The organism is Niallia circulans, from assembly GCF_003726095.1.
Taxonomy (GTDB): domain Bacteria; phylum Bacillota; class Bacilli; order Bacillales; family Cytobacillaceae; genus Niallia; species Niallia circulans_A.
This window is the reverse complement of record NZ_CP026031.1, coordinates 1,169,340-1,186,433: the sequence shown is the minus strand read 5'-3', so window position 1 is coordinate 1,186,433 and position 17,094 is coordinate 1,169,340. Positions and strand designations below refer to the sequence as shown.

Sequence of the window (17,094 nt, the reverse complement as noted above, 5' to 3'; positions counted from 1 at the left end):
TTAATAAGGTGTAATGCCTTTAGACAACCTTTTTACATTTTTCATCACGCTTTCCTCCTTATCAGAATATGTTAAATATACTAAGGAGGATTATATATGAATGATGATAACAGGTTAAGTTTAATGGATGAATGGCTGAAAAACCATTTTCTTGATCCGTTGACTTCGGTATTAGATGAAACTGAGTTTCGAATTGATGTGTACGAAACGGATAAAGAATTTATTGTGGAAGCATTATTAACGAATTGCCAGAAGAGCAGCATCTATCTTTCTGTAAATAAAAATGTGCTTACTATTAAGGCAATGATTCATGATTCTAATCTTTTTGAAGAAAAACAAAGATCAATTGAATTTCCAGTTTCAATTGATCAAAATCCCATTCATGCTGTATTCGCAAATGAAATTCTTGAAATTTTTATTCAGAAGGAACAACAGCAAAACAAGAAACTAACATCTATTATTGACATTCAATTTTTATAAGGCGAATTCTCTTTCATATGTCTTTTTTAAGATATAATATTGGATTCCTTTCGTATGCTTTAAAGCACTTTTAGCATGCTTTTTCGCTACATCCTTTTCTTCTTTTTTTAATGCAATTTCCGCTAATAGTGCTTCTTTCATCCATTTCTTATTTACCCTTTCTATCCATTGCCAGGCAGCATTAAATTGCCGCTCTTCAATATTTATTAAAGCTAAATAATAGGACTTCATTTCCGAATCTTTTATTTTCTCAGCTTCTTCTCTAAGGCCTAGAGTTTTTCCAAAATAAAGAGAAAATAAAATCGTAAATAACGGATAATGAGCTTGATATTTTTTTCGTTTCATTAGTTTCCGGTAGCTTATAATTACCCTTTTATCCTCTTTCAAACTTAAAGCATAAACAAAGCTATAATAGGGATGCTTTTTATTCTTTCTAAAAAGTTTTTCCAATTTCTCAATATTTCTAGTTGTATGAATACGATACCAGGTTGTCATTAACATCGTAACAAATACAAGTACATAACATATAAAAATATTTAGAAATAGAGGAGGTGTAAAATTGTCGAGTACAAAAAAAGTAATAATTGCTACAGCTACTCCGATTATAAATGTGCCAAAAGATACCAAAAATATTCCTCCTCTACATAAACCATGCGTCTGCTAGGCTTATAATTCCTTCTTCTATTTCCTTTTCTTCTAATCCTCCAAACCCTAATAACAGAGGATAACACTCTCTTTCCTCAGCAAAATATGGTTTTGTAGAATAAACCTTAATCCCTATTTTTTCTGCTTCTGATAGCAGAATGGCTTCATTTTTAAAAGCTATACGAATAAGCAAATGTAAACCTGCTTTTTCACCAATTATTTCTACCTTATCTCCCATATACTGCTTGATGCATTGGATCAAAAAAGTATATTTTCTTTCATATACTTTTCGCATACGCTTAATATGCCGTTCAAATCCTCCTTTTTGGATAAATTTCCCTAAAGCTAGCTGTAATAGCGGGGAGCTCGATTGAGTCTCGTTATACCTTTTCGTTTTCCATTTTTCCAGTAAAACATTAGGTAATACCATATAGCTTATTCTTAATGTTGGTAAGAATGATTTAGAAAAAGTCCCCATATATATAACTCGATCATGCTGGTCAATTGCTTTCATACTTGGGATTGGCGAACCTTGAAAACGAAATTCGCTGTCATAATCATCTTCTACTATATAACCGTTCTCCCTTTCTGCCCACTCTAATAGCTCAATCCGCTTTGAAATAGGCATAATCTTTCCTGTAGGAAACTGATGGGAAGGGGTAATATAGACCAAATTACAAGAACTATTTAATAAGGAAGATAAGTCATGTCCTTCTGTTTCTAATACTGGAATAGAAGATATGGCAAGCCCTTTTTCCTGGAATACATTGCGCACGTCATTATAACCTGGCTCCTCCATCCCTATATGTAATGGGCAATCATTTAAAAGTGATAATACAACTCGGATTAGCTGCTCTGTCCCCGCTGTAATAACAAGCTGATCGGCTGTCGTCTGAATTCCACGTGACCTATATAAGTATCCAGCCACTTCTTCTCTTAATTTTAATTCTCCCTGCTTATCTCCATAATTCATCCACCTATTATGCTTGTCCTCCATTATTTCTTTAAGGGTCTTTTTCCAAGCATTTGTTGGAAAATTAGTTTGATCAATATCTCCATAATGAAAATTAACGGAATACGGCTCCATTTGCTTCTCATTATTTTTATGCTCTGACTGATTTTGTCCATCTTTATACTCATAACTAGGTAAGGAAACAACCGTATACCCACTTTTTTCTTTACTTTCTACATACCCTTCCATCCATAATTGCTGGTATGCATCAATAACAGTATTTTTACTAATCTGCATATAATTTGCTAAATATCGAATGGATGGTAGTTTTGTGCCCGCTTCTATCTTCCCTGTTAAAATCTCTGCTTTAAAATAATTATATAATTGCATATATACTGGCTCCGTGCTGTCTTTATGCAAATGAATAGCCATATTCATGCTCTCCCTCTCCTTTTTCTCTCGGTTTTGTACCCTTAAAATATCTCCTAACTGTACCTATGTAATATACTCATTTCATTTTAAAATAAAGGGACAAGAAATAGAAGGAAATGATTTTAATGTGTGACAAATTATTTTTGGTGGAGGTAAGCGTAAAATGAACATATCGCAAGCAACAAAGAAAGACATCGAAGGAGTAGCTCGCTTATTTAATGAATATCGCATGTTTTATAAACGAGAAGATGATATCGTGAGTGCAGCAAGTTATATAAAAGAACGAATCGAAAACAGCGAATCTGTAATCTTCGTTGTTCAAGACGGTGATGATTACATAGGCTTTACTCAACTTTATCCTACCTATTCCTCTTTATCGATGAAAAAAACATGGATATTAAATGATTTATATGTTCAAAAAAGAGCAAGGAAAAAAGGTATCGGAAAAATGTTATTACAACAAGCAAAAGAATACGCAAAGAATAACGGAGCCAATAGTCTAAGTCTTAGTACAGCTGTAGATAATTTAACTGCCCAAAGATTATATGAGAAGAATGGCTATAAAAAGGATACGCAATTTTTTCATTATGAATTAGATTTGAATAATTAATCGATTTTATGTTTACTCTAGTTTAAATAATTTTTTATATACAAAACCCGCTTTACGGGTTTTGTATTTGTTATGCTTTGGCTGATATTTTTGTGCTTTGGCTGATTCTTTCTCTCCTTTGGCTGATTTCCTCCCCACTTTGGCTGATTCTTTCTCTCCTTTGGCTGATTCCCTCCCCATTTTGGCTGATATTTTCCGCTTTAGTCTAGAAATCCTCTCGACTTTCGCCAATAATCTTTCACCACCTAAAAAAATCGTCCCTATTTCCAAAATCTCTTCTAATATGCACGTATTATTTTCATAAATTAACAAACACTACCAATACAAAGATGATGGAGGGTTTGTCTAATGAAAAAAGTTCTTTTTTCTTTTCTTCTTTTTTGGGGTTTATCTCTTCAAGCTTCTTCAGTTGCCGCCTCTCCAAGTGAGAAAGAGATTGAGAGCTTAGCCAATAACTTAGGATGGAGCACAGAAGACTTAGAAGAGTATTTATCCTTTAAAGGATTAAAAATAAGTGATTTTGATAATATTCGTGTTTTGAAAAAACAACTTGGAACTCCAATCACGCCAGCTAATCTCGATAAATTGCTTGTACAAAATTCGATGACACAGGAAGAATTAGATATTTTATTGGCTGGATTTCATGAAAGTGTAGATGATTTCTGGTTTTTAGAAGATTTAGAAGTAGCGATTGATTTTTATAAAAACCATGAAGATAAGATGCTGCAATTAGAAAAATTTCTTGAGAATATTGGTTTTGATGATAAGGAGAAGCAACAATTTTATGGCCATCTGAATAAATTGGACCCTGCTTTCTTAGCTGCAAAAGTGGAGGATTGGAAAGTAAAATTATCAACATTTCAAGCTATGGATCAAGAAGGCGGAATAAGCAAGGAAGGAAACCATGCATTAACTGATTTCTGGAAAGATTTTTTTACAGCAACTGCTTTAAAGCCAGTCATCATTAGTATCGATGATAATGGAAAAAGAAACGAACTTTCCTTGAATGATCTAAAACATAAACAGATGGATACGACAGTTGCGATTGAATTATACGATCATGATCAATTTTTAATTGGAGATGCAATTGTGACATCTGATATGGTATCTTCTGTAGATGCTATCGACAAAGTAGTTGAATTGACGGAAGTGACAGAAGGTTTAGCTAATTTATATGCTGCTCAGCTTCCTAATACGGCATCTTCTCTTCCCATTATGCTTTGCATAGGGTATATGCTAGTATTACTAGGGTTGTTTGTAACCTTCAGGAAAGTTCCCTATGAAAATTAGAAAGAAAATGGGGATACTCTCTATTTTGATAGGATTAGGAATGATTTTCTATACTTTGTCTTGTTATATGAAAGTGGAAACTATTACAAAACAACCATTCCTTCCTAAAGATAGTCAAGTAGTTTTCTCTCCATCAGTATTTTTAAAAGAAGGAGAAAAAATGGGAGTCATCCTCGTGCCGAAATCAGAGAAAACGATTCCTATTTATGAGGGGATAAGTACGGGGATTTTAACTAAGGGAGCAGGTCATTACCCCAAAAGTGCTTTACCTGGCGAAAACAACAATGTTGTATTGTCAGGACATCGTGACACCTTTTTCCGATTCTTGAGAGATTTAAAAAAGAATGATTCTCTTATAATTCAAACAATGGAAAAAGAATATGAATATAAAATTACGAAATTCTCTATTGTCTCGCCTAATGACCGAACCATTCTTACTCCTAAATCAAGACCTGTCCTAACACTAACTACCTGTTATCCTTTCTCCTTTATAGGACATGCACCAAAAAGATATGTAGTAACAGCTACGTTAACACATTCAGAGGAATTCGGAAAAAATAATCGATCAGAATAATCCCCTAACTAGTTAGAATGATTTTTACATATGCACGTACCACAGCCAATTAAATCCCAAACAAACACACGAAGGTTAAAGTTGTACCTTCGTGTGCTATGGCGGAATTTCATAAACTTAGGCTATTTCCAAGTTTTTAAAAACTTCCTTATTCTATTTTTCCACAAAAGTATTTTTGTGAATATTTTTGGTTGTTTTCCTTGCTTTTGCATTTCATACATACTTGCAATGGTAATTAGAATAGTTCCAGCGATTAATAAATATACCCACCAAGGAAAATTACCCCAATATGGTCTAGTTTGCAATAATACATTTAATATTAATACACCAATTCCCACAAAGAAATAAGATTTATAGCGGAAATAAAATCCTGATAAAATGGATATTACCGCAAGCCCACCCAAAATGATGGCATCATAGATTGTATGAGAGAGATAGCCATCCATTGCTAAGAGCAAGGCCGAAATGGTTACAACGCCCCATTCGATCTTCGTTAGTAGTCCGGACGCATGCTTGACGATCTTCTTTGCGGCAACCATGACGACAAGTACTGGTAATACTTTTAGCTCTGTCTCGATATATTCCTGGATAGAAATAATTGATAACATAGAGTAATATGGCAACAGGAGTGTAACCAACCCAATAAGTTGAGGTACCCATTTAATTTCTTTCCCCACCCTATTTTTTTGGATAAATACTAGCAATGCGAGTAACACTCCCGGAATAACATTATCCCACTTTAAATTTGTTTCTATTACGTATAAAGAGAAAATGGTAAGAAAACTTGCTAGGAAATAAAAATCAATCCACTTTTCTCCTTCTTCCTGCCACTTTGTAATGAATGGATATACAATAGTGCTAATAAGCATAAATATAACTCCCCAAACCAGCGTAAACAGATACCGATCGATTGGCAGAAAATCATGCATGAATACTTCATTATTCATAAATAGGAAAACTATTCCAATAAACGAAACAAGATATAATTTTTCTAGATGGATAATAAGTAGCAGGAGTGCAATATAAACAAGGATGATGGTGTAAGTTATGATAGTAAAAGGTGATGCAAACATCCAATATATTATCCCAACTGAACTAAATGGTAAGAAAAAGAAAACAAGCTCTTTCTTTTCTTTTTTCAGATAATAAATCCCAAATAACGCCATTGACATTACCGTAAATGCGATGTTATAAGCATTCCCTCCTGCAAAGCCAAAAGGAAAAGCCGCTGCTATAAAGAAATAACTAGATAGATAGCTACCATATCGAAATGTCATTTTTACATATTTATTCGCTACTAAATAGACACTTATACTATAAGCAATGAATAAATAGATAAACGGCAGGAAGGAATTATTTTCTATTATTAATCGATCAATGATAATACTTCCGATAATATAAATATGGGAAAGTGTGAGAAACGGTAGCTTGAATGATGTGTTTTTTAATCCTAAAGACAGCATAAACAGACCAATCCAGCCATACTTCATAAGTAGTTCAAAAACAATTGTATCTGTGTTCCAAATAGAACCTACAAGACTGAAATAGCTAATCAAACTAACGATTCCGATTAACCAGGCTATAAGGATGTTTTTTATTTTTCGGTACAAATCATAAAAAATAAAAATTGACGCTAAATATATTCCTGTAGCCACCCATTTGTTTAGTATGAAATATTCCAAAATTAACAGCAATCCAAATCCGTACATGATTTGTCCAATGAAATAGCCGTTTCTCCCCATCTGCTTATCGATTTTTTCATATATACTTCCCGTTAAGATGGTAACTAAACTTCCTAATGCTATTGACAATGGAAGTCCTTGCTTCTGGATTAAGCTAATGGATTCTGCTGTTGTAAAATAAACACAAAAAACAGTAAACGGAATTATATAGGCAAGAAGTTGCTGCTGCCTTTTATTTTTTATGAAACGACTGCCGCTATATAGACTTAGGGCAATTCCTGCTATCATAAAAGGTATATACCATTTCCCTAAAAAGATTGCTGTTGATAAAAAGGCTATTAGTACCATCCAGGCAATATTATAAATGGCAGAAGGTTTTCTAATATCCTGTAATGGATACCAATTATTAAAAATCCCTAGCAAAAATAAAAGCCCGATATTAATCCCGTAGCTGACAAGGAAAAAACTGTCGAGATCTTTTATTAATGGAATTAACAGAGCAAGATTCCATAAAGCTAGGTTGATAAAGAGAACCGGCAAATAACGAATAATTACATATGTTAGCCTTTTTGCTAAAAGGATGAATTCTACAGCCAGTAAGAGATAGGCAAACACTAAATACAAACTTCCAGCGAGAAAAAGTTCCCAATAAAAAAGAATGGTTACGAAAAATGTTGCCAGAGCAATGACAAAGCTTGTAAACTCCCAAACTTTCCCCCACTCTATCTTTCCTTTTAAGATAAAGACAAAAGAAAGAAGGAAAATACTAAAGCAAGCAAAGGCTATTGGCAATAAGTCTTCTAGAATTGGATAGGTAAAAATTCGATAAAGCCCAAAGGCTATAGCAGTAGTTATGTAAAAATGATCATGCTTTCGTTTCGTTAATGCTACGGTCATAATAAATAGACTGCTGATTATCAAATAGTAAAAGCCATTTATCACACTGCTCTCAAACAGAAAAGTCATAAATAAAGCAGTTAAGATTAATTGCACTTGAACAATGGGTGTGAGTTCCTTCTGAAAATAATTAATCCATTTCAAGTGCTGATACCTTAATAAAACATAGATGGTTATAAATTGATAAATGATCATAAAGAAGAAGAATCCATCTAGTGCTAATGGTAAAAAAGCAAGCAGAAAGGCAATCGTTCCAGTGATAGTCCCAATCGTTAGTATTTTATAGAGACGGGACTTTAAATAAATCGCTAAAGCTGCATATATAGGGAATAGTACCAAACCAGCGATTACTCCTAATAAGAAACGTCCCTCGCCATATATAGAAAGATAGTCACCTGCTAACTGAAAAAAGCTTATTGACAAAAATCCTATTGGAAGAAAAAGACTCCCCAGAAGAAAGAAAGCAAAGGCTGTATGGTCGATCTTTATTATTTTTTTCGATAACATGGCAAAACCAAAAAATAAGATCGAAACAAAGAAAATAGATACTGCCTTCAACCAACCGGGCATAGAGTCCCAATTACTAGTTGCAACCACTAATCCACCTATTAATAATAGAAAAACTCCTAAATAAAGCAACACCCCTATATTTCGTTCGCGCAGCTGTTCAGGAGTATGTTGTTTCTTTTGTATGGAAGGCTGCTTTTTCTTTTCTTGTTTCTCCATTACTTTTACTTTTACTTTTTCTTCTATTTCTCCATTTTCTTTTATCGCCTCGTCCTCTAAATACTTTTGGAAACCAGACTTAATATCGGTATAACTCGTTTCTGTTATATATTCCTTCGAATACAATGATTCTACCATCCGATTAAAAAAAATAACCATATTTTTTTGCATTTTATGCATCCTTTCTATAATCACATGCATTTCATACCATTTAAACTAATGGTGTAATTTTACAATAAAGTTATTTATTTTTCAATATATTTTATTTTCAAAAAAAGAGGATATTCTTCTTATATAAGCGAATTTATTTTCCATATCGAAATAATTGGAGGAATGGATAGAATGGATGTTATTCAACAATATTTAAAAGAAAAAAGAAAAGAGCACTTAGAGGAATTATTCTCCTTTTTATCATTAGAAAGTATTAGTGCCCTTCCTGAACATCAAACAGATATTGAAAGAACCGCAGAATGGTTAGTGCACGCTTTAACAAAAGCTGGATTAGAGAATGCTGCCATTCATCAAACAAGCGGCAATCCTGTCGTTTATGCAGATTGGCTACATGAGGAAGGGAAGCCGACCGTATTGGTGTATGGACATTATGATGTTCAGCCAGTTGATCCCCTCGAATTATGGGAATCTCCTCCCTTCACACCCGAAATTCGTAACGAAAAGCTTTATGCTAGAGGAGCCAGTGATGATAAAGGCCAAGTTTTTATGCATATTAAAGCAATCGAAGCAATTCTTAAAACGACAGGTTCAATACCAGTAAATATTAAATTCTGCATCGAAGGAGAAGAGGAAATCGGCAGTCCAGCCTTACCGTCTTTTGTAGAAGCAAATAAAGATTTATTAAGTGCCGATGTCATCGTTATTTCAGATACAGGGATGATGGAAAAAGGGAAACCAACGATTTGCTATGGCTTAAGAGGATTATGTGGGATGGAAATCTATGTAAAAGGTCCAAAAAGTGATCTGCATTCTGGGTTATTTGGAGGAGCAATTCAAAATCCTATTACAGCTTTAAGCCACCTATTAGCAAGTTTTCATGACGAGAATGGAGTCATTTCTGTCGAAGGCTTTTATGATCGGGTAACTCCTTTAACAAAGCAGGAAAAAGCTGCTTTTACAGCATTGGATATCACAGATGAATCAATTATCGAACAAACCGGCTCTCCTTCCCTGTTTGGAGAAAAAGAGTTCACTACTTTAGAAAGACTTTGGGTACGCCCAACCCTTGAGATAAATGGAGTTAAAGGTGGATTTCAAGGAACGGGCGTCAAAACAGTTATCCCTTCTGAAGCGAGAGCAAAAATAACATGTAGACTAGTTCCAGTGCAAGATCCAGATGAAATTGTTGCTTTATTGAAGAAGCATATTGAAAAGCATAAGCCAAAAGGAGTGGATGTAACGGTTCAATTATTTGATAAAGGCAATCCCTATGTTACTCCCTTTGATCATAAAGCTATTCAAGCAGCTGGAAGAGCGTATGAAAAAGTATATCAAGTACCTACTTCCTATACACGCGGTGGAGGTTCTATTCCTATCGTAGCCGCTTTTGATCAAATTTTGCAATTACCAGTTGTCTTAATGGGATTCGGCTTACCAGATGAAAACTTCCATGCTCCAAATGAACATTTTCATCTCGAAAACTATGACAAAGGCTTAGAAACCATCTGTCATTACTGGTTCGATCTGGCAGAGGTTTGGTAAAAATAGCGCGAACTAACACTAAATATCAAATCAGCTCCCGTCTCCCTGCTCCTTTGAAGGATAATCCGCCATTAGCATAGATAAAGGGAGCTGTATTTTAAACTACAAATTTAGCTAATTAATTTCCAATTCTTCATAGACATAGGTTGTATGATCTATTTTTTCAAAATACTCATTTTGTTTTCCGTTTTCTATATACATAGTCAGTTCATGCATTGCTCTTGTACAAGCTGTGTAAAATAATTCTTTCTCTAATTCGCCTTCATAGCTGGAAGCATTATAAAGGATAACTCCATCAAACTCTATTCCTTTTGCTAAATAGGCTGGTATCACAGATATACCTTTTTCATAAGAAGTCGTTCCTTTTTGAATCAAACGAACATCCAATTTTGCTTTAAGTCGCTTATATACTTCCTTACTTTCTTCAATTGTTTTGCAAATGATCGCAATTGTTTTATGGCCTTTTTCCATCCACTCTTCTATTTTCTTTTGGATGTTCTTTATTTTCTTTTCACTATTTGCCGCATTTACGACTGCAGGTTTTTCACCATGGCGATTAAATGGTTCAATTAAGTCTCCATTTACAGTCAAGCCTCTTGTAAACTCAATTATTTCCTTTGTTGAACGATAACTTTTCATTAACTCTATTCGTTCAACTTCTTCACTCTCTTCATTTCCAACAATCTCATTGTGATGGTGTGCATAGATAGCTTGGTTAATATCGCCCAAAAGCGTCATTTTACTATAGGGAAAAAGTTCCTTCAAATAGTTAATTTGGAAATCAGAATAGTCTTGTGCTTCATCAATAAATACTTGGCGAATACCAGACGTTGATTTTTTGCCTTCTAGTTTATCTTTTAAGTAAGCAAAAGGAGTTCCATCCTCATACGCAAGGAAGCTTTGATTAAGATTAGCAATCGTTTGTATTCCTATCGTTTGCCACTCTTCCTTTGATAACTCTTTAGGACATGCTAAATGAAAAATATTTTTGTATATAGCAGCAAAATCAATAAACCTCATTTTTTTTACGGCTGCATAAATAGATTTAAAATGTCGGTTTACAATAATCTTGCGTAAAAATTTTTCCTCTTCCTCAAAATACGCAAATTCTTGCTCTTTTCCATTTTTCGTTTCAGATGCATGGAATGCTTCTAAATATTCCTCTTTATCTAACAGCTGAATTTCTTCATCCACCCAAGGTTGATTTCTTTCTGCTTTAGCATGTTTTTTCATTTCCTTTTGCGCCCATTCAATTAATAATTGCATTCGATTGGGAATCGTAATAGTGCTATCCATTTCGTAAAATTTTCGCGTCAGTTCTTCGCTAGAGATAAATACTTTTTTCCGAAACATAATATCCTTAAATACAATCCCATCATTCTGCAGATGTTGAAGATATTCATCGATTAGCTCTTTAAATGCAGCACTACTTTTATATTGAATACTTATTAATCTTTGCGCTTTTTTTGCCTTGTTTGTTTCTGTTAACAAATACTCTAATTGAGAAAAGGAGTCTTCCACTTGATAAGATTTGCCAATCCTTGATTGCAAATACTCATAAAAGGTAGACTGACGCATATTCTCTTCTCCCAGCTCTGGCAGGACAGTGGAAACATAACTATTAAATAATGGGTTTGGCGAAAATAGCATAATATTATCCGATTTTAATGTATCTCGATGTTTATATAGTAAATAGGCAACTCGTTGCAAAGCCGCGGAAGTTTTCCCACTTCCAGCAACTCCTTGTACAAGCAAATATTTACTTTTATCATTTCGAATAATTTGATTTTGCTCCTTTTGAATAGTAGCAACAATTGATTTCATCATGGAGTTGGCATTATTACCAAGCACTTCTAGTAATAATTCATCTCCAATAGTAACACCAGTATCAAATAAGCTGATTAGCTTTCCATCACGGATAATGAATTGTCTTTTTAACAATAATTCCCCATTAATTTTACCACCTGGTGTTTGATAAGACGCTGGTCCTGGTGAATAATCATAATAAACACTAGAAATCGGTGCCCTCCAATCATATATGTAAAACTCTTCATTCTTTTTATCCATAAATGAACGTATGCCAATATAAACTGGTTCAGTTTCCTCCCCCTCCTCCTTAAAATCAATCCTTCCAAAGTAAGGAGAATCCTTTAATTTATGAAGAATCTTTTGTTGTTTATGAATCTGTCCATATGTTCGCTCCCGCTCACCAAGTAGTTCTGCTTGCTGCTTAATACTTGTAAATGTTTCAATGACATCATCTGGTTCATCTAAATTTACAGTAACATCTTCCCAGAAACTAGAACGCAGCTGACTTACATCACCGCCAATATGGTTAATATCAGTTTCTAATACTGTTAGCTTCTCTTCAATTTGTTTACGAACGAAATCTATTCGTTTTTGTTCCTGGTCTTTTTCTAGTTGTTCCTTATTGTTCATAGTGTCTCCACCCCTAATAAATTATCTTGACAAGCAGAATCATTTTGTGATATCATTATTATAGAAATAATATATTCTTTTCTAAAAATGAATTCACTAACAGATTCATTTATTTTAACATATCTATCAACAAATTACCATTATTATAATAAAAGACATCCCATATCCTTTACGGATATGGGATTTATTATGTGTTTAGTTATATTTTTGCCATGTTCCGTTTGATTAAACCTAACTCCTTCGCTCATTTTTAAGCAGAAAGACAAAAATGGACTCCTACACGTTCATAAAATCTTGATAGATCCATAAGCCGAAATAATGATAAATAGCCTGCAACCTAAAGAAAATATTTCAACCTCTCCTGTCTGATAACCAGATATAGCAAAAATGATTATAAAATATTTTTATGTTTATTAGCAAAAAAATCTCTTTCCACTCACTGGAAAGAGACTTTTTTTGCTTATTCTTCCGCTGATTCCTCTGAATCAGCCTTGCTAGTATTACCTTTTATATAATTATAATCCTCACGATTTATTGGTTTAAATCCATCTGGTTTATGGAATCGCAATAAATCCTTCGTCACGATGCTATCAGATGCTTGTAATTCAGCAGCTGCTGCTTCCGCTTGTTCTTTTCCTTTTTCTTCATCCACTAACTCGCCATTAGCATCATAATAGTTATCGCCTATCTTCGTTAGTGTAGGAGAAACAAAGTCACCATTTCTAAATGGAACAGTTTCACGATGCTGCTTAGAAAGCAAATCAGAACCAACTTGTAAATAGTCCTTTGTATCAATACCGAGAAGATGCATTAACGTTGGCATTACATCTACTTCGCCACCGTATTTACTTACGACATTTCCTTCTACACCTGGTACATGAATAAATAATGGTACACGTTGTAACTGCGTGTTCATAAATGGTGTGATTTCCTCTTCACCAAGTACTTTTGCCATTGCTTTATTATGATTTTCAGAAATTCCATAATGGTCACCATACATAACAATCACTGAATTATCATATAAACCAGATTCTTTAAGTTCTTTAAAGAATAAACGGATTGATTCATCTAAATAATGAGCAGATTGGAAATAATGGTTTACAGCATTGTCACCAAAGTCACCTGCTGGGAAGTCAGTATCCCCCTCATCCATTTCAAATGGATGGTGATTAGATAGTGTAATAAACTTTGTATAGAATGGCTGCTTTAACCCTTCAAGCAGAGGCATACTCTGTTCGAAGAACGGTATATCCTTCATACCATAGTTTTTTGTATTTTCTTCTGACATATCATAATACTCTGCGTCAAAGAAATAATCATATCCAATCGTTTTATACATTTCATTACGATTCCAGAAAGTTTTATAATTTCCATGGAATGCAGCGGAGGTATATCCTTCCCCTTTTAAAATAGCTGGTGCTGATTGCAGTGTATTTTGCGCTTTGTTTACAAAAACAGCTCCTTGGGACATTCCATATAGAGAATTTTCCATCATAAATTCTGCGTCAGATGTTTTTCCTTGTCCTGTTTGATGGAAGAAATTATCAAAATAGAACGTATTGTCATCTTTGATAAGTGAATTTAAAAATGGTGTTACTTCTTCTCCATTTAATTTGTAATTAATAATAAAGCTTTGTAAAGACTCTAATGAAACATAAATAACGTTTTTACCCTTTGCAGCTCCGAAGTATTTGTCATTTGGCTCTGCATAATTAGCACTAATAAAGTTTTGTACTTCCGTAATATCGCTGCTGTCCGCCAATGCTCTTTGACTTTCTGAACGCGCATTTTGGACGATATCATAAATTGTGAAGTTATATGCACCTAAATATTTCACTAGATAGTTTCTATCAAATGAACGACTTAATAATTGCGGGCGATCTGCCTCCGCTAAACCTAAATTAATAACAAATGTTAAAATAGCTAGTGCAAAAACGGATTTTGCTGCTCTTCTATTTTTTTGTACCGTAGGTTTATACGCTTTAGTTGCAAGTAATACGATTAAAATAATTACATCTAGGAAATAAAGTATATCATAAGGTTTAAGTAACGATAGAATACTATCACTTAATTGTCCACCATTTACCTTAACCTGCGTTATTACCGGAACTGTTATAAAGTCCGTAAAGAAGCGATAATACACTATATTTGCATATAATAATGCTGACATTAATGCCGTAATAATCGTAATATAGATAGGCTGTGCTTTCCCTTTAACAAATAAAGCAAGTCCAATAAAGAGCAGCGCTGAGCTCAATGGATTAATAAATAGTAGAAATTCCTGCATAGGTCCCTGTACGCCAATGCTGAACTCTACTTTATATCCAATATACGTTTTCATCCAAAATAAAAATATGGCGATTAAAAAGAAAGAAGAATGTTTTGTTAAAAATTTGCGAAATAATTCTACCGTACCTTTCAATCCCGTTCACCTCAATTCAAATAATTAATACCTCTTAATATAATGTTTATTTTCCCTTAATTAGTGCTACCTTATCTACATATGTTACTGCCCTTCTTTTTGTTCATCTTCTTTCAGAAGTAGCAGATGATGAAATGACGTAATCCATTATAACACATCATTTTCAAAATGGTCATTTCTTTTCCTTCCTATTAATGTAAATTTACATTAAGAAGATTTCAAATTAACCACATCTTACATTAAATTAATGAATATTACCAGCAATATCTATATTTATACGAAAAAAAGAAAGAAAAGCACATGTTTTGTGTTTTTTCGACAAGAATTTATACTAACATTTTTTTCGCAAAAGGAAAATGGTAAATACTCACAGTTCTTTCTTACTACCCTAGGAATAAGTAAGTTAAACAGCGGATAAGCATATTTAATCTTTCCATTATTAATAGTATAATGATTAGGATATTAAAAGGAGGAATTCTACTTGGTACAAATTGATCAAAAAGAATATTTCGATTTATTAGAACAAATATTGAATGTTACAAGTCCTTCAGGAAACACAGAAACCATTATTCAATTAATGGAAAAATACTTACATAGCGCAAATATTTCAACATATCGAAATAATAAAGGGGGATTAATTGCAACTATTCCAGGCAAAATCTCAGAAAAGCAGCGGATGTTGACTGCGCACGTTGATACACTTGGTGCTATGGTGAAAGAAATCAAAGCAAATGGTCGCCTCCGCTTAGATTTAATTGGCGGATTTACGTATAACAGCATTGAAGGAGAAAATTGTATAATTGAAACTTCTTCTGGCAAGACATATACAGGGACAATTCTCCTTCATCAAGCATCAGTTCATGTATATAAGGAAGCAAGAACTGCTGAGCGCAATCAAGCTAATATGGAAGTTAGAATTGATGAAATCGTAAAAAACCAAGAAGATGTTAAAAAACTAGGCATTTCTGTTGGTGATTTTGTTTCTTTTTATCCGCGGGTGGAGATTACCCCATCTGGATTCATTAAATCTAGGCATTTAGATGATAAAGCTAGTGTGGCCATTCTGTTATTATTAATGAAAAAAATAACGGAAAATAATATTGAGCTTCCGTATACAACTAATTTTCTTCTTTCCAATAACGAGGAAATTGGCTATGGCGGCAATTCAAATATTCCAATCGAAACAATCGAATATATGGCTGTTGATATGGGGGCAATGGGAGACGGACAATCCACAGACGAGTATACTGTCTCCATCTGTGTGAAAGATGGTAGTGGACCATACCATTATGCCTTACGAAAAAATCTTGTTCAATTAGCTGAAAAACACGAAATTCCCTATCAATTAGACATTTATCCATATTATGGATCGGATGCATCTGCCGCAATACGATCTGGTCATGATATTAAACATGCATTAATCGGACCAGGTATCGATTCCTCTCATGCATACGAACGCACCCACTTTTCGTCTATTGAGGCAACTGGTCAATTGATTTATCATTACCTGTTAAGTGATTTAGTCTAATTTCTAGCCAACTACCAATGAGCTTTAAGACGTTCACATAATGTAATTGTAATGCGTCCGGATAGATAGATGGTGGTTTCTTAATAGAAAAAAGAGGATGACATCTTTTATTATGAGTCACCCTCTTTTTTGTTATTCAGGCCTTTTCCCTTTTTGCAATTCCTCAATTGTTAAACCAAAATCCATTTGAAAATGGGGATAATCTTTAAAGTTTGCCCAATCGCCACCCCATTGAAAACCTAAAGATTTCGCTATTTCAACCACTTCTGACCAATCGCTTTTGCCATTCCCATTACCATCATATTTCATATCCCAAATAACGACTCCATTAATATCCATAAGAGCAAAATCAATCGCTAGTCCATAATTATGATACGACTGGCCTCCTTTTGCATTTGTGACAATGGAACCTTCTCTCGTTCTTCCTTGTTCATATAAGCGATTCTGTTCCTCTACACTCCTGAAGTCCTCTGTGATAACTACCCGAATTCCAATATCACCAGCTTTTTTAACAAGAATATCCTTCTTTTCATTTACAACCGGGTTTAATTCAACAGGCATTGGAACATCCCTATAATCAGGCTGGTTTAATTTCCAATATAATAGAAGAATAAAGAAAAAAATCAATATAATTAATAGGCTTCTTCCATGCTTCTTTCTTTTTTTTCGCAAAATACCGCTCCCAGCTTCTAAAGTTATTATTA

Annotated in this window: 13 protein-coding genes; 6 read left to right on the top strand and 7 right to left on the bottom strand. The window is 33.9% G+C overall.

Going from position 1 to position 17,094, the window contains the following annotated elements:
• The first annotated feature begins 96 nt into the window (after window positions 1–96).
• Window positions 97–480, top strand: coding sequence for an Hsp20/alpha crystallin family protein (locus tag C2I06_RS05610; protein ID WP_123257647.1), 384 nt, complete (start codon window positions 97–99; stop codon window positions 478–480).
• Here the strand turns inward: C2I06_RS05610 and C2I06_RS05605 are convergent.
• Together C2I06_RS05605 and pdxR are read right to left on the bottom strand one after the other, a co-directional pair.
• Window positions 475–1,107 (bottom strand): hypothetical protein, encoded by a 633-nt coding sequence (locus C2I06_RS05605; RefSeq protein WP_123257646.1) that lies wholly within the window; start codon window positions 1,105–1,107, stop codon window positions 475–477. The two genes, C2I06_RS05610 and C2I06_RS05605, sit on opposite strands and share 6 nt — an antisense overlap.
• Window positions 1,108–1,120: 13 nt before the next feature.
• Window positions 1,121–2,515 carry a MocR-like pyridoxine biosynthesis transcription factor PdxR gene (gene pdxR, locus C2I06_RS05600; RefSeq protein ID WP_095328523.1) on the bottom strand — a complete coding sequence of 465 codons (1,395 nt, stop codon included), beginning with the start codon at window positions 2,513–2,515 and terminating at the stop codon, window positions 1,121–1,123.
• 157 nt (window positions 2,516–2,672) lie between these two features.
• Here pdxR and C2I06_RS05595 point away from each other — a divergent pair, with 157 nt between their 5' ends.
• Window positions 2,673–3,119 carry a GNAT family N-acetyltransferase gene (locus C2I06_RS05595; protein WP_123257645.1) on the top strand — a complete coding sequence of 149 codons (447 nt, stop codon included), beginning with the start codon at window positions 2,673–2,675 and terminating at the stop codon, window positions 3,117–3,119.
• 12 nt (window positions 3,120–3,131) lie between these two features.
• Here the strand turns inward: C2I06_RS05595 and C2I06_RS05590 are convergent, their stop codons facing one another.
• Window positions 3,132–3,350: a hypothetical protein gene (locus C2I06_RS05590; protein ID WP_123257644.1), complete on the bottom strand. Its 219-nt coding sequence runs from the start codon at window positions 3,348–3,350 to the stop codon at window positions 3,132–3,134.
• Window positions 3,351–3,467: 117 nt separating this feature from the next.
• Between C2I06_RS05590 and C2I06_RS05585 the strand changes: the two genes are divergently transcribed.
• The gene (locus C2I06_RS05585; RefSeq protein WP_095328522.1) at window positions 3,468–4,409 is read left to right on the top strand and encodes a processed acidic surface protein; all 942 of its coding nucleotides are present in this window, start codon (window positions 3,468–3,470) and stop codon (window positions 4,407–4,409) included.
• Window positions 4,399–4,983 (top strand): class D sortase, encoded by a 585-nt coding sequence (locus C2I06_RS05580; RefSeq protein ID WP_095328521.1) that lies wholly within the window; start codon window positions 4,399–4,401, stop codon window positions 4,981–4,983. Before C2I06_RS05585 ends, C2I06_RS05580 begins: the two co-directional genes overlap by 11 nt.
• A 122-nt stretch (window positions 4,984–5,105) precedes the next feature.
• Here the strand turns inward: C2I06_RS05580 and C2I06_RS05575 are convergent, their stop codons facing one another.
• Window positions 5,106–8,459, bottom strand: coding sequence for a hypothetical protein (locus C2I06_RS05575; RefSeq protein WP_164463631.1), 3,354 nt, complete (start codon window positions 8,457–8,459; stop codon window positions 5,106–5,108).
• 171 nt (window positions 8,460–8,630) lie between these two features.
• On the opposite strand from C2I06_RS05575, the gene C2I06_RS05570 reads away from it, so the two are divergent.
• Window positions 8,631–10,001 (top strand): dipeptidase, encoded by a 1,371-nt coding sequence (locus tag C2I06_RS05570; RefSeq protein ID WP_123257642.1) that lies wholly within the window; start codon window positions 8,631–8,633, stop codon window positions 9,999–10,001.
• 114 nt (window positions 10,002–10,115) lie between these two features.
• Here C2I06_RS05570 and helD read toward each other — a convergent pair whose 3' ends face one another.
• Both helD and ltaS read right to left on the bottom strand, forming a co-directional pair.
• Window positions 10,116–12,440, bottom strand: a complete 2,325-nt coding sequence (gene helD, locus C2I06_RS05565; protein WP_123257641.1) for an RNA polymerase recycling motor HelD — start codon at window positions 12,438–12,440, stop codon at window positions 10,116–10,118.
• A 460-nt stretch (window positions 12,441–12,900) separates the two neighbouring features.
• Window positions 12,901–14,862, bottom strand: coding sequence for a lipoteichoic acid synthase (gene ltaS, locus C2I06_RS05560; RefSeq protein ID WP_123257640.1), 1,962 nt, complete (start codon window positions 14,860–14,862; stop codon window positions 12,901–12,903).
• Window positions 14,863–15,343: 481 nt separating this feature from the next.
• On the opposite strand from ltaS, the gene C2I06_RS05555 reads away from it, so the two are divergent.
• Entirely contained in the window at window positions 15,344–16,390 is a 1,047-nt protein-coding gene (locus C2I06_RS05555; protein ID WP_123257639.1) for a M42 family metallopeptidase, read from the top strand.
• A 132-nt stretch (window positions 16,391–16,522) separates the two neighbouring features.
• Here the strand turns inward: C2I06_RS05555 and C2I06_RS05550 are convergent, their stop codons facing one another.
• The gene (locus tag C2I06_RS05550; protein ID WP_420915961.1) at window positions 16,523–17,062 is read right to left on the bottom strand and encodes a M15 family metallopeptidase; all 540 of its coding nucleotides are present in this window, start codon (window positions 17,060–17,062) and stop codon (window positions 16,523–16,525) included.
• Between the last annotated feature and the right edge of the window lie 32 nt (window positions 17,063–17,094).

What these genes read in the sequence shown, in the direction of transcription:
- C2I06_RS05580 (WP_095328521.1), top strand. Translation starts at nt 4,399, where the DNA reads ATGAAAATTAGAAAGAAAATGGGGATACTCTCTATTTTGATAGGATTA.
- C2I06_RS05585 (WP_095328522.1), top strand. Translation starts at nt 3,468, where the DNA reads ATGAAAAAAGTTCTTTTTTCTTTTCTTCTTTTTTGGGGTTTATCTCTT.
- pdxR (WP_095328523.1), bottom strand. Translation starts at nt 2,515, where the DNA reads ATGAATATGGCTATTCATTTGCATAAAGACAGCACGGAGCCAGTATAT.
- C2I06_RS05595 (WP_123257645.1), top strand. Translation starts at nt 2,673, where the DNA reads ATGAACATATCGCAAGCAACAAAGAAAGACATCGAAGGAGTAGCTCGC.
- helD (WP_123257641.1), bottom strand. Translation starts at nt 12,440, where the DNA reads ATGAACAATAAGGAACAACTAGAAAAAGACCAGGAACAAAAACGAATA.
- C2I06_RS05570 (WP_123257642.1), top strand. Translation starts at nt 8,631, where the DNA reads ATGGATGTTATTCAACAATATTTAAAAGAAAAAAGAAAAGAGCACTTA.
- C2I06_RS05610 (WP_123257647.1), top strand. Translation starts at nt 97, where the DNA reads ATGAATGATGATAACAGGTTAAGTTTAATGGATGAATGGCTGAAAAAC.
- C2I06_RS05575 (WP_164463631.1), bottom strand. Translation starts at nt 8,459, where the DNA reads ATGCAAAAAAATATGGTTATTTTTTTTAATCGGATGGTAGAATCATTG.